The organism is Janthinobacterium sp. LM6, from assembly GCF_002002885.1.
GTDB classification, from domain to species: Bacteria; Pseudomonadota; Gammaproteobacteria; order Burkholderiales; family Burkholderiaceae_D; genus Janthinobacterium; species Janthinobacterium kumbetense.
The window spans coordinates 2,004,248-2,020,197 of sequence record NZ_CP019510.1; the positions used below are offsets into that span (position 1 = coordinate 2,004,248).

Consider the following 15,950-nt stretch of genomic DNA (forward strand, 5'->3'; position numbering starts at 1 on the left):
CGCTGCGCTTACTTGGTGGCCAGGCCGACGCGGGTAATGCCCATCTTTTTCGCTTCCGAAATGAGCTGGATCACATCGTCGTACTTGCTTTCCTTGTCGCCCGCGATCATCACGGGATAGTCGGGATTGCTCTCGTGCAAACCGCGCAGCTTGCGCAGCAGGGCGTCGCGGTTCGGTTCCGTTTCCGGCGACAGCTGTTCCTTGCCGATCACGCCGATCGACAGCGAACCATTCGGTTTCAGCACGATCTGAATATAGTCATCGGGCGGTTTCGCCGACTTTTCCGCGTTGGGCAGGTTCACCACGCTGGGATTGTTCGACGACGGCATCACCATGAAAATGATCAGCAGCACCAGCATCACGTCGATATACGGCACGACGTTGATCTCGGACTTGAACTTGCGGCCGCGGCCGCCGCGCATGCCGCCGCTATTGAAGGAGGAACCCATGGACCTTGCCTCCTCTTAGCGCGACTGGCGCTGCAAGATGTTGGAGAATTCCTCGACGAAGCTCTCGAAGCGGATCGCCAGGCGGTCGATGTCATGCGAAAAACGGTTGTAGGCGACGACGGCGGGAATCGCCGCGAACAGGCCGATGGCGGTGGCGATCAGCGCTTCGGCAATGCCGGGCGCGACGGCGGCCAGGGTGGCTTGCTGCACGTTGGCCAGGCCGCGGAAGGCGTTCATGATGCCCCAGACGGTACCGAGCAGGCCGATGTAGGGCGAGACGGAGCCGACGGAAGCGAGGAAGGCCAGGTGCGATTCGAGCACGTCCATTTCACGCTGGAAGGCGGCGCGCATGGCGCGGCGTGCGCCGTCGAGCACGGCGCCGACGTCCAGCGCTTCACGCGAACCGTAGGAAGCCTTGCCCTTGATGAATTCGCCCATGCCGGCGTCGAAGATGCGGGCCAGCGCGCCGCTCTGGTCGCGGTTGCCGCTGGCGTTCTGGTGCAGCGCGTGCAGGTTGCCGCCGGCCCAGAAGCTGCGTTCGAATTCGATGGTCTGCTTGCGCGCCTGGCGCACGGCAAACATCTTGCGGAAAATGTAGGTCCAGCTGGTCAGGGAAATCAGCAGCAGCAGGGCCATGATCAGTTGCACGATCAAATGGGCATTGGAGATGAGCGCGAGGAAAGAAAGATCTTGTGTAACGTTCATTGGCTGGCAGTCTGTTGGGTGAATTGTCCGGGGGTGGCGGGTAGGGCTCAGGCGGCGCGCATGCGGGCCGCGACTGCATCAGGCACGGCGCGCGGGCGCAGTGCCGAATCGACGCAGCCGATCTTGACGCGGGCCGTGTTGAGCAGGCGGTCGCCGCACCAGGCTTGTTGCAGGAAAACGATGGAGGCACGCCCCATTTTTTCTATGCTTAAGGTTAATCTTACCGTGTCATCGAGCCTGGCTGGCGCATGATAGTCGGCGTTGACGCTTTTGACAACGAACATCGCGTCATGCTGTTCCAGCAATTCCTGCTGGCCCACGTCGATGGCGCGCAGCCATTCGGTGCGCGCGCGCTCGAAGAATTTCAGGTAGTTAGCGTAATAGACGATGCCGCCGGCGTCGGTGTCTTCATAGTAGACACGTACGTTCCAGGTAAAGACTGAAGGCATGTTTATTGCGCCAGTAGTGAGATTGAGCAACATTTTACGCGATTTTTCTTCTTGTGACTGTAGGCGCTTGCTGGAAAGCCATGCAAAAGCTGCATATAAGTTGCACCGCAGCATTGTAAATCCGGCGTGTGCAATGGCAAGCTTCGTAACATACGCTTACATGCCATGGCCAGGTTTAAGTCCAGCTTAAAAGCGGCAGTCATGCCCCGGGGCGGCCTGTGGCCACGCGCTGGCTGCGGTGGCGCGCGGCGATTATAGCCGCACGGTTGCATTCCTTGCTCAATTTGGGCACTTAACTTACAATTTGACTTCCATTACGTCTCACGTGACTGGCGAAAAGTCGGCGATCTCCAAGAATGGCGATCGGCAAACCGGCGAAAGGTGGGCATCCACCGGGAAACGTGAGATTTTTCATCAGCCGTTCGCCTGGGTAGCCACTATGGAAAAGCACGAAGAGGCTGCCTGTCCAATGTTGTTATTCACTTAACGCCGGCTCCCCTCATTCGATCCAACCTGCCAGTACAAGCACCCTCATACTTGGAGTTTTTACATGTTTGCAAAAGATCACAACCTCGCCAACGTCGATCCTGAATTGTTCGCCGTCATTCAAAAAGAGAACACGCGTCAGCACGACCACATCGAACTGATCGCGTCGGAGAACTACACGTCGCCAGCCGTAATGGAAGCGCAAGGCTCGCAGCTGACGAACAAGTACGCCGAAGGCTACCCAGGCAAGCGCTACTACGGTGGCTGCGAATACGTCGACGTGGCCGAGCAACTGGCCATCGACCGCGTGAAACAGCTGTTCGGCGCCGAATGCGCGAACGTGCAGCCGAATTCCGGCTCGCAGGCGAACCAGGGCGTGTTCTTCGCCATGTTGAAACCGGGCGACCTGATCATGGGTATGTCGCTGGCCGAAGGCGGCCACCTGACCCACGGCATGCCGCTGAACATGTCCGGCAAATGGTTTGACGTCGTTTCCTACGGTTTGACGGCGGAAGAAGACATCGACTACGAGGCGATGGAACGCCTGGCCCGCGAACGCAAGCCGAAGCTGATCATCGCCGGCGCGTCCGCATTCTCGAAAAAGATCGACTTCGAACGCTTCAGCAAGATCGCCAAGGAAGTGGGCGCCTACTTCATGGTCGACATGGCCCACTACGCGGGCCTGATCGCCGCCGGCCTGTACCCGAACCCGGTGCCGTTCGCCGACTTCGTTACCTCGACCACGCACAAATCGTTGCGCGGCCCGCGCGGCGGCATCATCCTGATGAAGGCCGAACACGAAAAAGCCATCAACTCGGCCATCTTCCCCGGCATCCAGGGCGGCCCGCTGATGCACGTGATCGCCGGCAAGGCCGTCGCCTTCAAGGAAGCGCTGAGCCCTGAATTCGTCGAATACCAGAAGCAAGTGATCAAGAACGCCGACGTGCTGGCGAAGACCCTGATCAAGCGCGGCTTGCGCATCGTGTCCGGCGGCACCGAATCGCACGTCATGCTGGTCGACCTGCGCGCCAAGAACCTGACGGGCAAGGAAGCCGAAGCCATCCTCGGTTCCGCGCACATCACCTGCAACAAGAACGGCATCCCGAACGACCCGCAAAAACCGTTCGTCACCTCGGGCATCCGCCTGGGCAGCCCGGCGATGACGACGCGCGGTTTCAAGGAAGCGCAAGCGGAAGAAGTGGGCAACCTGATCGCCGACGTGCTGGACAATCCGCATGACGCCGCCACCATCGAGCGCGTGAAAGCGGCCGTGAAAGTACTGGCCGACGCGCACCCTGTGTACGCCTCATAATTATTTGTCCAGAATGTGTCATACGGAGTAAGATTCTGTATGACACATTCCAGTCGTGCCCCAGGGCGCCCGGAGTGATTCGGGCGCCCTTTGTACAAGGGCGGCGATTTCCCGTAATTATTACTATAAAGTTGTAGCCAGCCCATGAAATGTCCATTTTGCCAGCACGGCGACACCCAGGTTCTCGATACGCGCGTATCGGAGGAAGGGGATGCCATTCGGCGCCGCCGCCGCTGCGGCAAATGCGACAAGCGTTTTACCACTTACGAACGCATTGAACTTATCATGCCGGCCGTCGTCAAAAAGAATGGCAGCCGGACGGAGTTCGCTGCGGATAAGTTGCGCGGCAGTTTGATGCTGGCCTTGCGTAAGCGTCCCGTCGCGGCCGCCTCTGTGGATACGGCCATCGCGTCCATCCAGGAAAAGCTGCTCACCAGCGGCTTGCGCGAAGTCGAATCCGGCTATATCGGCGAACTTGTCATGCAGGAACTCAAGCGCCTGGACAAGATCGCCTACATCCGCTTTGCCTCCGTCTACAAGAATTTCGAAGACCTGGCCGAGTTCCAGGACGCGATCGCCGAAGTGGGCCAGGCGCGCAAGCCCTGACGCTCACCCGGACATTCACTTTGCCGGCAACGGGGCCGCTCCTGCGCCCCGTGTTCACCATGCCAGCGCTTGCCTGGCAAGCGGCCTGATCAAGACCAACGCGATTCTTCTCTACTTATCATCGTCCTGTTTGCGCTAGCGCAGACGCGGGTTTTTGCGCGCGCCTATCTTGTAGCTGGGCCGCTTGTTCCTGCGGCTCTTTCTGCGGAAGGGAGTAGCGCATGCGCAAGGGCGGTCGCACTATGTTTCCTGCGGGTGGCAGCAGCCTCGTCGAAGTGCTGGTGTCGCTGCTGCTGTTGGCGCTGGGCCTGCTGGGCGCCAGCATTTTGCAATTGAACGCCCTGCGCGCGCGCCACGAGTCGGCGCTGTTGTCGGCGGGCGTGCAACTGGCCGCCGGCATGGCCGAGCGCATGCGCGCGAACAGCGTGCTCATGCATGGCCCCGATGCGGCCAATCCCTACCTGAACGTGGCCTACGCGGCGGCGGACGACGCCGAAGCTGGCGGCGGCGCGCCCGACTGTTTTGGCGCAGCCGCCTGCGGCGCGGCCGAACTGGCGCAATTCGACATCGCCGAATGGAAGCAAGGGCTGCACGCGGCCTTGCCCGGCGCGCGCCTGCGCATCTGCCGCGACCTTGCCGCGTGGGACGCCGCCGCCCAAGGCTTGCAGTGGGCGTGCAGCGGCGGCAAGGGGGCGCCCATCGTCATCAAGTTGGGCTGGCGCGGCCGCCTGCCCGATGGCTCGCCCGCCGTGAATGCGGCAGGCGAGTCGCTGCCCAGGCTGGCATTCCAGCTGGGCGGGGGCGGCGCATGAACGGCGGGCATCGTGGCATGAGCCTGGTCGAATTGCTGGTGGCCCTGTCGCTCGGTGCGCTGTTGATGCTGGCCGCCAGTAGCGTGCTGCTGGCGGCCAGCGGCAGTTATGGCGACCAGTCCGCCAGCGCGCGCCTGGATGACAACGCCCGCTATGCGCTCGACACCATCGCCCGCGCCGTGCGCCAGACGGCGTATGTGAATTGGGACAGCAGCGCCGCGCCCGTCGCCCATGCCGATCACGACAGCGCGAATGTCGCCGGGCTCGACGCGCGCAGCCTGGGCAAGAACAGCGACGGCATCAGCGGCGCGCTGCCCGGCGCCCTGCATGGCAGCGACGTGCTGGCCTTGCGCTATTACGGCGCCGGCAAGGAAGAGGGCGGCGACGGTTCCGTCCTCAATTGCGCCGGCTTCGGCGTGGGCGCCGCGCAAACGGAGGCGCAGCGGGGCTGGAGCATTTTCTACGTGGCGCAGGGCGCCGATGGCGAGGGCGAGCTGCGCTGCAAATACCGCGGCGCGAACGGCTGGGGCGCGGACGCCGTCATCCGTGGCGTCGACGCTTTCCAGGTGCTGTATGGCCTCGACACGGATACGCCGCCTGACGGCGTGGCGAACCGCTATGTCAACGCCAGCGCGCTCGACGCCTACGATGCGGCGCTGCTGCTGGAGGGGGCGGACGCGGCCGCGCGCCAGCGCGATTTTCAACGGCGCACCCACTGGAAGCGCGTGGCCAGCGTGCGCGTGGCGTTGTTGCTGCATGGCGAGGCGGGACAGGCCGACAAGATGGCGGAACTGGGGCCGGCGCAGTTCGACCTGTTCGGCAAGGCGTATGCCGAGGCGCACGGCGCCGGCGACACGGGCGTGCGCATCGCGCGCGCGTCCTTGCCTGCCGCGACGCGCTCCCGGCTGCGGCAACTGGTGCAAACGAGCATCATGCTGCGCAACGGGCCGGCCTAGGCGGGCGGCGCGATGGCTGGCGCGGGCGTCCGCTGTTGCGTGCCTAGGCGCCCAGCTCGTGCGCGATGCGGCGGCGCCGCCCTCGTGTATGTGCTGTGCCTGCTGGTGATCATCTTGTTGCTGGGCATTTCGGCGGCGCAGATGGCCTTGCAGGGAGAAAAGGCGGCGCGCGGCGAGCGCGACCGGCAGATCGCGTTTCAGGCGGCGGAGGAGGCTCTGGTGGATGCGCAGAACGATATCGAAGGCTTGCCCGGCGCGCCGGGACGCAGCAGCCTCTTCGCGCCAGGCAGTGCGGCCGGGTTCGCGGACGGCTGCGGCGAGGGAGGCGCGCTGGGTCTGTGCCTGCCGGCAGCCCCGGGTGCGCCGGCGCTCTGGCTGAGCACGGACCTGGATGGCGCCGAAGGCAGCAGCCGCGCCGTGCCGTATGGCCAGTTTACGGGCGCCGTCATGCAGACGGGGCAGGGCTTCCTGCCGTCGCGCCGGCCCCGCTACCTGATCGAACTGCTGCCGTTTCACCCGCCCGGTGCACAGGCCACGGCAGTAGCCGGCGGCCTGGCCACGGAAAGCTATGTGTACCGCATCACGGCCATCGGTTTTGGTGCGCAGGAAAGCACGCAAGTCGTGCTGCAAAGCTATTACCGCAAGCAGGCGGCGGGAGCGGGGCCATGAGGGCATCGTGCTTCACCTTGCCGTCCACTTTGTGGCCTGCCTTGCGGTCTGCCCGGCGGCATGCCGGCTGCGTCTGGCTGATGCTGCTGGCCTGCCTGGCCAGCCTCACTTGCGGCGGCGCCCTTGCCGCCGCCGTCCCGCCGGTGACGCTGGCACGGGCCGACGCGGGCTTGCATGGCGCCAGGGTGCCGCCGAATCTGTTGCTCAACCTGTCCCTCACGCATGCGGCAGCCGCTGCCGCGCATGGCGGCGACTATGCGCCGCAGCGCGAGTACGCAGGATACTTCCATGCGCGCATGTGCTACAGCTATCCGTATCGCAGCAAGGATGGCGCCATGCTGCCGGACTTGCGCGTAGCGACCGCTTACTTCTCCGTGCTGAAACCGGCTGATGCGCTGCACGGCTGCGGCGGAGATAGTTTCAGCGGCAACTTTCTCAACTGGGCCAGCACCAGCATGCTCGACCTCGTCCGCTACGCGCTGACGGGCGGCGACCGCGTCATCGACGAAGTGCGCAAGACGGTACTGCAGCGCGCCTACCTGCCTGACGCCGACAGTCCCATCGACTTTTTTGCCCACCCCGTCTTTTTCCCGCGCAAGGTCTTGCAGGCGGGCGTGGCGGCGGCGACGCCGTTTGCGCTGGCGCAACTGGCTATTGTTTCCTGCCGCAACCGCCTGCTGTTCGGCGACGCCAGCCTTGGCCAGTCTGCGGGCGGCACTTGCGATGCGCCTGGCTTTGCTGCCACGCACGGGATGTTCCTCGCGCGCGTGCGCGTGTGCGACGCTGATGAGGGGCCGCTGCGCGACGACTTGTGCCTGGCGTATGGCAAGAACTACAAGCCGGTAGGCGCCGTGCAGCGCCATGGCGGCAGGGTGCGCGTGGGCGTGTTTGGCCACTTGAACGGCATGCCCGCCAGCGCCGTCCCCGTGTATGGCGGCGTGCTGCGCGCGCCGCTGGCCCATGTGGGCAGACAGCGCTGGACGGCGCCCGACTATTTGCCGCAAGACAATGCCGGCGCCGAGTGGCATCCCGCCACCGGCGTGTATGTGGCCGAAGCTGAGGCGCAGGGCACGGGCCTTGGCGGCGGGGTGACCGCTTACATCAATGGCCTGGGCCGCGGCAATGCGGGGCATCCTGGCGCGTACGCCAGGGCGGCGCCGCTGGCCGAATTGCTGTACGAATCGCTGCGCTACCTGCAGGGACGGCAAGCGAGCGCCCCGGTGCCGCCTGCCACGGCCCCGCCTGCCATCGACGACGGCTTGCCGCTCGTGACCCAATGGAGCGACCCGCAAACGGCCAGTTGCCAGCGCCACGTCGTCGTCAGCCTCGGCGATGCGGGCATGGCGGGCGACCGCTACGTGCCCGGCAATGTCCCGGTCACTCCCGCCGCATCCGGCGACCGCGCCCGCGCGCCGGATGGTTTTGCGCCGCCGCCGTTCGATGCGATGGCCTGGACGCATGCGGTGGGCAGCCTGGAAAGCGGCGGCACGCCCGGCAATCCCGCGCCACGGCCGGAACTGGCGGCGCTGGAATTGCTGGCCGACGGGGCGGGCGGCGCCAGCTACCATGCGGCGGGCCTGGCTTACTGGTCGCACGTGCAGGCCCTGCGTCCCGGCGGCAAGAACGACGGCGGCGCAAAGGTCGAGCACTATGCGGGCGACTTGCGCCAGGGCGACCCGGCCGGCGTGCCTGCCGCCACTCCCGCCTCTACACCCTTGCTGCTGGCGTCCAAGTATGGCGGTTTTCTCGATGCGAATGGCGACGCCAACCCCTTCAAGAGCGCGACGGGCGGCGTGCTGGATGAATGGAGCTTGGACGGTCGCTGGCCCGGCCATTACTTGCGCGGCAGCGATCCGGCCGCCCTGATCGCGGGACTGCGCGCGGCCTTCGCGGCCGCCGATAAGGGCACCTTGCCGGCGGCGCTCGCAGGACCGGCCCTGATGGCGCTGGCCAGCGGCACGGAAGAGGCATACTGGTTCCAGACGCAGCTGCGCCTGGCCGATGGCGGCATGACCTTGTCGCGCACCGCGTTTGCCGTGGGGGCCGATGGCGCACTGCTTCCCGGCAAGTCATGGTGGATTGCCGGCGGACAGGATAAGCCCGTGCCGGATGGCGCGCCTGCGTCCTTGCGTCCCGTCTACACGCTCGACGCCCAGGGCAGCTTGATGCCGCTGGCCTGGAGCCGTCTCGACGCAGCGCAGCGCGGCGCATTCGACAGTGGCGATGGCCGGGGCGAGGCGCGCCTGGCGTACCTGCTGGGCCAGCGCACGCACGAGGTGGGCCAGCCAGGCGGCTTCCTGCGGCGCAGGTCAGGCAGCCTGGGCGCGGCCCCATATGGCAATCTGCTGTACGTGGGTGCGCCCGGTTTGGGCATGCCGGGCGCTGGCTATGGCTTGCACCGCCAGGCGCTGCTGCAGCGGCGCAAAATGTTGTACCTGGGCGCCAGCGACGGTTTGCTGCATGCCTTCGATGCGCGCACGGGCAGCGAATTGTTTGCCTATCTGCCGCAAGCGCTGCTGCACCTTGCGCCAGCCGCTGCGAGCACTCACTACAGCTCCGGCCCGTTGCTCGACGGCGCGGCGGCCACGGCGGAAGTGCTGGCGCTGGGGCATTGGAAGACGGTGCTGGTATCGGGCATGGGCGGTGGGGCGCAGGGCGTGTTTGCGCTCGACATCACCGACCCGGCCCGCTTCGCGCAAGACGGGGCGCTGTGGGAATTTACGGACCGCGACGACAGGCTGATGGGCAATGTGCGCGCGCCGCCCGCCTTCGCCCGCATCAATATGGGCGGCAAGGAGGGCGCGTCGGCCTACCGCGACTTTGCCATCGTCGCCAGCGGCTACAACAACCATGTGAACGATGGCAAGGACACGACGGCGCCCGCGTCGGCGGCCGCCATTTTCCTGCTGGCGCTGGACAAGGCGCCCGGCATGCCATGGGTGTTGGGAAGTAATTACTTCCGCCTCAAGGTGCCCGTGGCAAGCGGCGGCGGCCATGACACTGATGCGGGCGCGAACGCGGACGCGGACGCTATGCCCCAGGCGCTGGGTCCGCCCGCCGTGGTGCCGGGCAGCGACGGCGCGCTGGCGTACCTGTATGCGGGCGATTTGCAGGGCAATATCTGGCGCCTCGACATGGCTGGCGGGCCGCCGTGGAAGGAGGGGCAGGGACGCAAACTCGTCTTTGTCGCGCGTGATGCACAGGGCCGGCGCCAGCCCGTGACGCAGCAACTGAGCGTGGCCTACGCGCCCGGAGGCGGCTATGTGCTGCTGTTCGGCACGGGCAAGCTGGTCGAAGCGGCCGATACCTGGCCTTCCGCCTTCCTGTCGCAATCGTTTTATGCCGTGCACGACGATGTGCGCGAGTCATCTTCCACGCATAGCCGATCCGACCTGGAGCAGCGCAGCCTGGGCGAGGCGGCGGGCGGCGTGCGCGTCGACGGCGCCGAATTGCGCTACACGGGCAGCGACGCCATGCGCGGCTGGTATCTCGATTTTATGGACACCGCGCAGACGGGCGAACGCAGCGTCAGCAGTCCCGTATTGGCCGCCGGCAAGGTGCTGTTCAACACCGTCTTGCCCGGGCGCGATCCTTGCGCCAAGCCGGCCACGCGCCTGTACGTGCTCGATGTGCTGAGCGGCTTTGCCGCCGATGGCGCCGGTGTCGTGCAGGCGGGCGCGCAGACGGGGCGCCTGTTCGATGGCCTGGCGCGCGCGCCGCCGCTGGCGCTCGAACTGAACAGCACGGTGGGCGCCGCGACGGCGGCCGGGCGGGCCGAGGGGCGCAAGGAACTGGCCGTGCTGCAACCGGGCTTGCCCGGCGCGGCCAGCGGGGCGGTGCTCAAGGTCGTCAGCGCACCGCTGCCGGCCCGGCGCCTCAGCTGGCGCGAAGTGGCGAACTGGCGCGAATTGCATGAGGCGGCCAAGAAAAAATAGGCGTGGGCATGGCTGGCGTGTCGCAAGTGACAAGCGTGCCGGCCTGCGCATCGTATCGGCTGGCGCTTGTTGGAAATGGGGAAATCGCATGGGGACGTTGGCAAGGCAAAACTGGTTCGCTGCACACGGTGGCGTTCCTGCTGCCAATCCGCCGGGCTTCAGCCTGATCGAACTGTTGTCCGCGCTGGCGATCACGAGCCTGCTGCTGGCGCTGGCCGTGCCCGCTTATCACGGCCATGTCGTGCGGGCCAAGCGGGTGCAGGGGCAGGCGGCCCTGCTGCGGCTGATGCAGCAGCAGGAACGCTATTATTCGCAAAACAATCATTATCTGGCCTTTTCCTCGGCCTCGCCGGCGCCGCAGGCGCAAGCATTTCCATGGTGGTCCGGCGACGGGGGCGCGGCCGGCAGCGCGTATGAAATCGAGGCGCTGGCCTGTCCCGGCCTGGCAATCGGGCAATGCGTGCTGTTGCGGGCCATGCCGGGCACGTCCAAGGTCGACGCGCAGTTCCAGGATGCCGATTGCGGCGTGCTGTCCCTGAACAGCACGGGCCAGCGCGGCAGCAGCGGCCCCGCCAGCCAATGCTGGCCCTAGGCCATGGTTACGCTGGCGCGCGCACGAGGCAGGGGGGATTCACTTTCATGCCGCCTTTCGCCTTCCTGCGGCCGGCCCTGGTTTGCCCGTTCGCGCAAGCAGCCATGTCGGGCGGGGCATACCTTGCCCGAATTGCTGGCCGTGCTGGCGATTGCCGCGCTGCTGGCGGCCGCGGCCTTGCCCAGCTTGCAGCATGTGCTGGCGCGCCAGCAGGTGCGCGCGGCGGCCACGGACTTGTTTTCGGCCATCGAATTGACGCGGGCGCAGGCGATGGCGCGGGGACAGCGCGTGCTGCTGATGCCGGCCGGACCCGGTGGCGTGGATTGGCGCACGGGCTGGCTGGCATTCATCGACCGCAATGCCAACCTGGCGTTCGATGGCGATGACGAATTGCTGTTCCGCCAGGGGCCGCTGCCGGAGGGCATCACGGCCCAGTTCGCGTTCTCATCGGCCACGGTGCCATTTTATATCGCCTACAATGGCGCAGGCCGCAGTTGCAGCGCAACCAATAGCCTGGCGGCGCGCTGGGGGACCTTGTCCCTGGCTTTGGGAAAGCAGGTGCGGCATATTAAAATCAACATGCTGGGCAGGGTGCGCGTGTGCGACCCGCAGCAGCAAGCGGCCAATTGCAGCGGCGTGGCCGACAGTTCGTAATCCGACTCATCTAATCCGACTCAGCTAATCCGACTCACCTATCACTCACTATCAAAGAAGCCCGTGGAAATACTCAACGATATCGATGGCATGCGCCTGGCGCTGGAATGGGCGGCGCGCGGTTTGTATACGACCTCGCCCAATCCCCGCATCGGCTGCGTGATCGTCAAGGATGGCCAGGTGATCGGCGCCGGCGTGACGCAGGCGGCCGGGCAGGATCATGCCGAGGTGCAAGCCTTGGCCAATGCGGCGGCACGCGGCAACGACGTGCGCGGCGCCACGGCGTATGTCACCCTGGAACCGTGCAACCACCATGGCCGCACGCCGCCATGCTCCGATGCGCTCGTGCGCGCGGGGCTGGGCCGCGTCGTGGCCGCCATGACGGATCCGAATCCGCTGGTGGCGGGGCAGGGGCTGGCCAAGCTGGAAGCGGCCGGCATCGCCGTCACCACGGATGTGCTGGCCGACGAGGCGCATGAAATGAATATCGGCTTCTTTTCGCGCATGCAGCGCGGCAAGCCGTGGGTGCGCCTGAAAACGGCGGCCAGCCTGGACGGCATGACGGCCTTGCACAATGGCCAGAGCCAGTGGATCACGGGGCCGCAAGCGCGCGCCGACGGCCATGCCTGGCGCGCGCGCGCCTGCGCCATCCTGACGGGCATCGGCACGGTCAAGGCGGACGACCCGCAACTGAACGTGCGCGCCGTCGAGACGCCGCGCCAGCCGCGCCGCATCGTCGTCGACAGCCGGCTCGACATCAGCCTCGACGCGCGCATCTTGCAGGGCGGCGGCACGTGGATCGTGGCGGCCGTCGCCAACCCGGAGAAACAGGCGCAACTGCAGGCGCTGGGTGCCGAAGTCATCCTGTTGCCGAACGCGGCCGGCAAGGTCGACCTGGCCGCGCTGATGCTGGAACTGGGACGCCGGCAAATCAATGAAGTCCACGTCGAGGCAGGCTCCAAGCTGAACGGTTCGCTGATCCGCGAAGGCTGCGTCGACGAGTTGCTGGTCTACCTGGCGCCCACCTTGCTGGGCGATGCGCAAGGCATGTTTGCCTTGCCCGCCTTGACGGATATCAAGCAGCAGCGCACTTTGCAATTTCACCAGGTTCAGCAAGTGGGCGAAGATGTGCGTATCCTTGCAAGATTCGCCCAGCGCAATTAATTAAAACGCCTGACAAAACCGTAGCGAGCGGAAGGAAGGCTCGGCGCCCCCGTTGGCTCGAGACGCGCAGCTGTACGAAGTACGGGGCCGCCGAGGCAGTGAGCATCGTAGGCCGCAAATTACGACGTGCAGTAGGTTTTGACAGACGTTTTTAATATTTTTACACTTTTTATAGGGTTAGTTCATGTTTACAGGAATTGTTGCCGCCATCGGCAAGATTGAAACCGTGCAAGCACTCGAAGGCGGCCTCGACGCAGGCGTGCGCCTGACCATCCACGCGGGCGGTTTGCCGCTGGCCGACGTGGCCCTGGGCGACTCGATCGCCATCAATGGCGCCTGCATGACGGTGGTGGAAAAGTCGGACACGGGTTTTGCCGTCGATGTCTCGCGTGAAAGCCTCAATTGCACCGTGGGCCTCGATACCACCACGGAAGTGAACCTGGAAAAAGCCCTGACCCTGGCCGAGCGCCTGGGCGGCCACCTGGTGTCCGGCCACGTCGATGGCCTGGGCATCGTGCGCAAGTTCGAAGCCGTGGGCGAATCGTGGGAACTGGTCATCGAAGCGCCGCACGAACTGGCGAAATACCTGGCCTTCAAGGGTTCCGTCGTCGTCAATGGCGTGTCGCTGACCGTCAACCGCGTGGAAGACCTGGGCGCGGGCGCCGTCAACGGCTGCCGCTTTTCGATCAACCTGATCCCGCACACGATCGCCATGACGACCCTGAAACATTTGACGGTCGATGGCAAGGTCAACCTGGAAATCGACTTGATCGCCCGCTATGTCGAGCGGATGTTGTCGCTGGACAAGGCTGCCGCCTGATATAAGAGCTGAACACGGCAACACAGCCGCCTTGCCAGGCGTGTGTTGCTTTTTTTGCAGACGCGCATACTATGAAGCTTTCCGCAGTGGAGGCTAGCCATGGACCCGATTTCGCGCGCAACCGTGCCCAACACCATCCCGGTCACGTCCCGCGTGGGCGCAACGGCTGCGTTGGCGCCGGCGCAGCCCGTGCCGGCTTCCGGCGCGGCGGCGGCCCTTGCAATACTTTCCTCGACGCAGGTAGACATCTCCCCGCTGGGCCAGTTCCTGTCCGGCGTGGCCTTGTCGCGCCGGCAATTGCTGGCCTTGCAGGGCGCCACGGAAGAGGCCAGGGCGGCAAATACCCCCGTGAATGTCAATGACGACTTGCTGGCGTTGGCGCGGCAACTGACGGAATCGTTCGCCCAGCTGCAAACGAGCGGCATCGACGCCAGCCAGCTGGCGACGGCTGGCGACACGCCGGGCAGCCTGGCGCAGCGCTACGATTTATTGTCGGGCGACGGCACGACGGATGCGGCCACGGCGCTGGCGCAGGACGGCAGCTTGCTCACGCAAGCACAATTGGCCCGCATCGGCATCGACTTGCGCAATGAAGATGTCGATGCGACAACGTTGCAAGCCGCGTATGCTGCCGACAGCAATGCCACCCTGGACGCCTTGCAACAGGGAACGGACGTGCTGGCACAGGTGGGCGCCGTGCTGGCCCGGCAGCAGGGCGCGCCGCTGGCGGCCGGTGTCGAAGCGGATTTGACCGGCGAAACACTGCCGTCCGGTGCCGCGCAAGCCTTGCAGGCCGCGCCGCCGCAGGCCTTTGACGCAGCGCTGCCGCAGACGGCCGCCATTGCGCAGCGGCAACTGGAACTGCAGCAGCAACTGGAAGCGGAAGAGCTGAACCTGGACTTGCAGGAACTGCGGCCCCAGCCGCCAGCGCAACAGGCCGACAATGCAGCGGACTTGCTGCAGACGCAGCGCACGGATAACCTGCGCGTCGATGCTCAGCGCGTCGATGCCCAGCGCCTGGATGCCGAACGCATGAATACCGATCAGCAGGCGCAGCAGCAGGACGCTGCGCGCGTGGACGAACTGCGCCAGGGGCAAGTGCGGCAGCAGGGCTTGCAGCAGCAGGCGCAAGCGGCGGCGGACGATGCGGCGCGGGCGCAGCTGGCCGCCAGCGACGCGCAGATGGCGGCCCAGGCGGCATCCGACCGGGCGCAGTCGCTGGCGCGCGCAGCGCAGGGGCAAGCCGACGCAGGCCTGGCGACGGCGCAAGCCCAGCTGGCCCAGCAAAATGCGCAGGCGCAAGAGCTGGCCGCGCAAAACGCGGGCATGGCCGTGCCGCCGCCGTCGTCGCAAGACCCGTCCGTGGCGGCAGCCATCGCCGCCTATAACCTCAACAATGCAGCCCTGAATCCCGGCTTGATGAACCGGCCATTGCCGGCCAGCGACTCGCGCCTGCCGCTGGTGGCGCCCGTCGCGGCCGTGGAGCCCGTCAAGCCCGTGACGAAAATCTAGGGCAGCAGGCTAGCGTCCAGCGTGATATTGGCTTTGAGCAGCTTCGACACGGGGCAGCCAGCCTTGGCCTTGGCCGTCAATTCCTCGAATTGAGCCTGGCTGGCGCCGGGAATTTTTGCTTTCAGGATCAAATGGACGGCCGTGATGGCAAAACCGTCGTCTGTCTTGTCGAGGGTCACTTCGGCCGTCGTTTCCATTTTTTCCGCCGTCAAGCCCGCTTCGCCGAGGATCAGCGACAGGGCCATGGTGAAGCAACCCGCGTGGGCGGCGCCGATCAGTTCCTCGGGATTCGTGCCGGGCTTGCCTTCGAAGCGGCTGGCAAAGCCGTAGGGATATTCCTGCAAGGCACCGCTGCGCGTGCTGATGGCACCCTTGCCATCCTTGATGCCGCCTGACCAGATGGCCGATCCGTTGGTTTTCATGTTGCCGCTCCTGTGTGGGGGTGTCGCTGCGAGTGGGGTGTCAGCGCCTTGGCGGTGACTGGCTGATCTTATGCTCTTTGCAAGGCCGGCGGCGCGCGTCTTGCCGCCGCCGTGTGCGCTGGATCAGGGAATCGGCGCTTTGCGGGGCAGGCGGTGGCATCCGTGCCGCAAAGCTGTCTTATTTCAGGTCTGCAAGCGCCAAATCCTTTAAAATAGCAGGTTATAAGAAAATTCCCGGAAATTCGCGGAATATTCGCGCTTGATGTTTCAGGTTCAGGTTCAGTTTTTAGTTACATTAACAACGCCCGGCAAAACCGTCGCGAGCGGAAGGGAGAGGCGGCTGAGAAGCGCAACCGTACGAAGGTACGGTGAGCATCGCAGGCCGCCTATACCGACGCGCAGCAGGT

Annotated in this window: 15 protein-coding genes and 1 riboswitch; of the genes, 11 read left to right on the forward strand and 4 right to left on the reverse strand. The window is 65.4% G+C overall.

Annotation, left to right across the window (positions count from 1 at the left end; all coding sequences use genetic code 11):
* Positions 1 to 8 precede the first annotated feature (8 nt).
* The 3 genes from BZG29_RS08895 to ybgC are packed head-to-tail and all read right to left on the reverse strand — an operon-like array spanning position 9 to position 1,603.
* Positions 9 to 449 (reverse strand): ExbD/TolR family protein, encoded by a 441-nt coding sequence (locus tag BZG29_RS08895; protein WP_223278896.1) that lies wholly within the window; start codon positions 447 to 449, stop codon positions 9 to 11.
* Positions 450 to 464: 15 nt separating this feature from the next.
* A complete protein-coding gene (gene tolQ / locus BZG29_RS08900; protein WP_034759183.1) occupies positions 465 to 1,154 on the reverse strand; it encodes a protein TolQ in 690 nt (229 codons plus the stop codon).
* 47 nt (positions 1,155 to 1,201) lie between these two features.
* Positions 1,202 to 1,603, reverse strand: a complete 402-nt coding sequence (ybgC, locus tag BZG29_RS08905; RefSeq protein WP_046682324.1) for a tol-pal system-associated acyl-CoA thioesterase — start codon at positions 1,601 to 1,603, stop codon at positions 1,202 to 1,204.
* Between the two features lie 315 nt (positions 1,604 to 1,918).
* A riboswitch (ZMP/ZTP riboswitch) is annotated at positions 1,919 to 2,042 on the forward strand.
* A gap of 111 nt (positions 2,043 to 2,153) precedes the next feature.
* Between ybgC and glyA the strand changes: the two genes are divergently transcribed.
* The 11 genes from glyA (at position 2,154) to BZG29_RS08960 (ending at position 15,121) form a co-directional block, all read left to right on the forward strand.
* Entirely contained in the window at positions 2,154 to 3,401 is a 1,248-nt protein-coding gene (gene glyA, locus BZG29_RS08910; RefSeq protein WP_077401306.1) for a serine hydroxymethyltransferase, read from the forward strand.
* A gap of 144 nt (positions 3,402 to 3,545) precedes the next feature.
* Entirely contained in the window at positions 3,546 to 4,007 is a 462-nt protein-coding gene (nrdR, locus tag BZG29_RS08915; protein ID WP_077401309.1) for a transcriptional regulator NrdR, read from the forward strand.
* Positions 4,008 to 4,249: 242 nt separating this feature from the next.
* Positions 4,250 to 4,819: a type IV pilus modification protein PilV gene (pilV, locus tag BZG29_RS08920; protein WP_150130837.1), complete on the forward strand. Its 570-nt coding sequence runs from the start codon at positions 4,250 to 4,252 to the stop codon at positions 4,817 to 4,819.
* Positions 4,816 to 5,775, forward strand: a complete 960-nt coding sequence (locus BZG29_RS08925; RefSeq protein WP_077401316.1) for a PilW family protein — start codon at positions 4,816 to 4,818, stop codon at positions 5,773 to 5,775. Before pilV ends, BZG29_RS08925 begins: the two co-directional genes overlap by 4 nt.
* Positions 5,776 to 5,814: 39 nt before the next feature.
* On the forward strand, positions 5,815 to 6,444 hold the full coding sequence (locus BZG29_RS08930) for a PilX N-terminal domain-containing pilus assembly protein (protein WP_253192834.1): 630 nt from the start codon (positions 5,815 to 5,817) through the stop codon (positions 6,442 to 6,444).
* Positions 6,441 to 10,379, forward strand: a complete 3,939-nt coding sequence (locus BZG29_RS08935) for a PilC/PilY family type IV pilus protein (RefSeq protein ID WP_150130838.1) — start codon at positions 6,441 to 6,443, stop codon at positions 10,377 to 10,379. Before BZG29_RS08930 ends, BZG29_RS08935 begins: the two co-directional genes overlap by 4 nt.
* An 88-nt stretch (positions 10,380 to 10,467) precedes the next feature.
* A complete protein-coding gene (locus BZG29_RS08940; protein WP_077401325.1) occupies positions 10,468 to 10,971 on the forward strand; it encodes a type IV pilin protein in 504 nt (167 codons plus the stop codon).
* Positions 10,972 to 11,094: 123 nt separating this feature from the next.
* Complete coding sequence (locus BZG29_RS08945) at positions 11,095 to 11,625, forward strand: GspH/FimT family protein (protein ID WP_077401328.1); 531 nt, start codon at positions 11,095 to 11,097, stop codon at positions 11,623 to 11,625.
* A gap of 63 nt (positions 11,626 to 11,688) precedes the next feature.
* Positions 11,689 to 12,789, forward strand: coding sequence for a bifunctional diaminohydroxyphosphoribosylaminopyrimidine deaminase/5-amino-6-(5-phosphoribosylamino)uracil reductase RibD (ribD, locus tag BZG29_RS08950; RefSeq protein ID WP_077401331.1), 1,101 nt, complete (start codon positions 11,689 to 11,691; stop codon positions 12,787 to 12,789).
* 184 nt (positions 12,790 to 12,973) lie between these two features.
* On the forward strand, positions 12,974 to 13,609 hold the full coding sequence (locus tag BZG29_RS08955) for a riboflavin synthase (RefSeq protein ID WP_070219574.1): 636 nt from the start codon (positions 12,974 to 12,976) through the stop codon (positions 13,607 to 13,609).
* 99 nt (positions 13,610 to 13,708) lie between these two features.
* Complete coding sequence (locus BZG29_RS08960; protein ID WP_077401334.1) at positions 13,709 to 15,121, forward strand: hypothetical protein; 1,413 nt, start codon at positions 13,709 to 13,711, stop codon at positions 15,119 to 15,121.
* Here BZG29_RS08960 and BZG29_RS08965 read toward each other — a convergent pair.
* Positions 15,118 to 15,543 (reverse strand): OsmC family protein, encoded by a 426-nt coding sequence (locus BZG29_RS08965; RefSeq protein ID WP_077401337.1) that lies wholly within the window; start codon positions 15,541 to 15,543, stop codon positions 15,118 to 15,120. The genes BZG29_RS08960 and BZG29_RS08965 overlap by 4 nt on opposite strands.
* Positions 15,544 to 15,950: the final 407 nt, after the last annotated feature.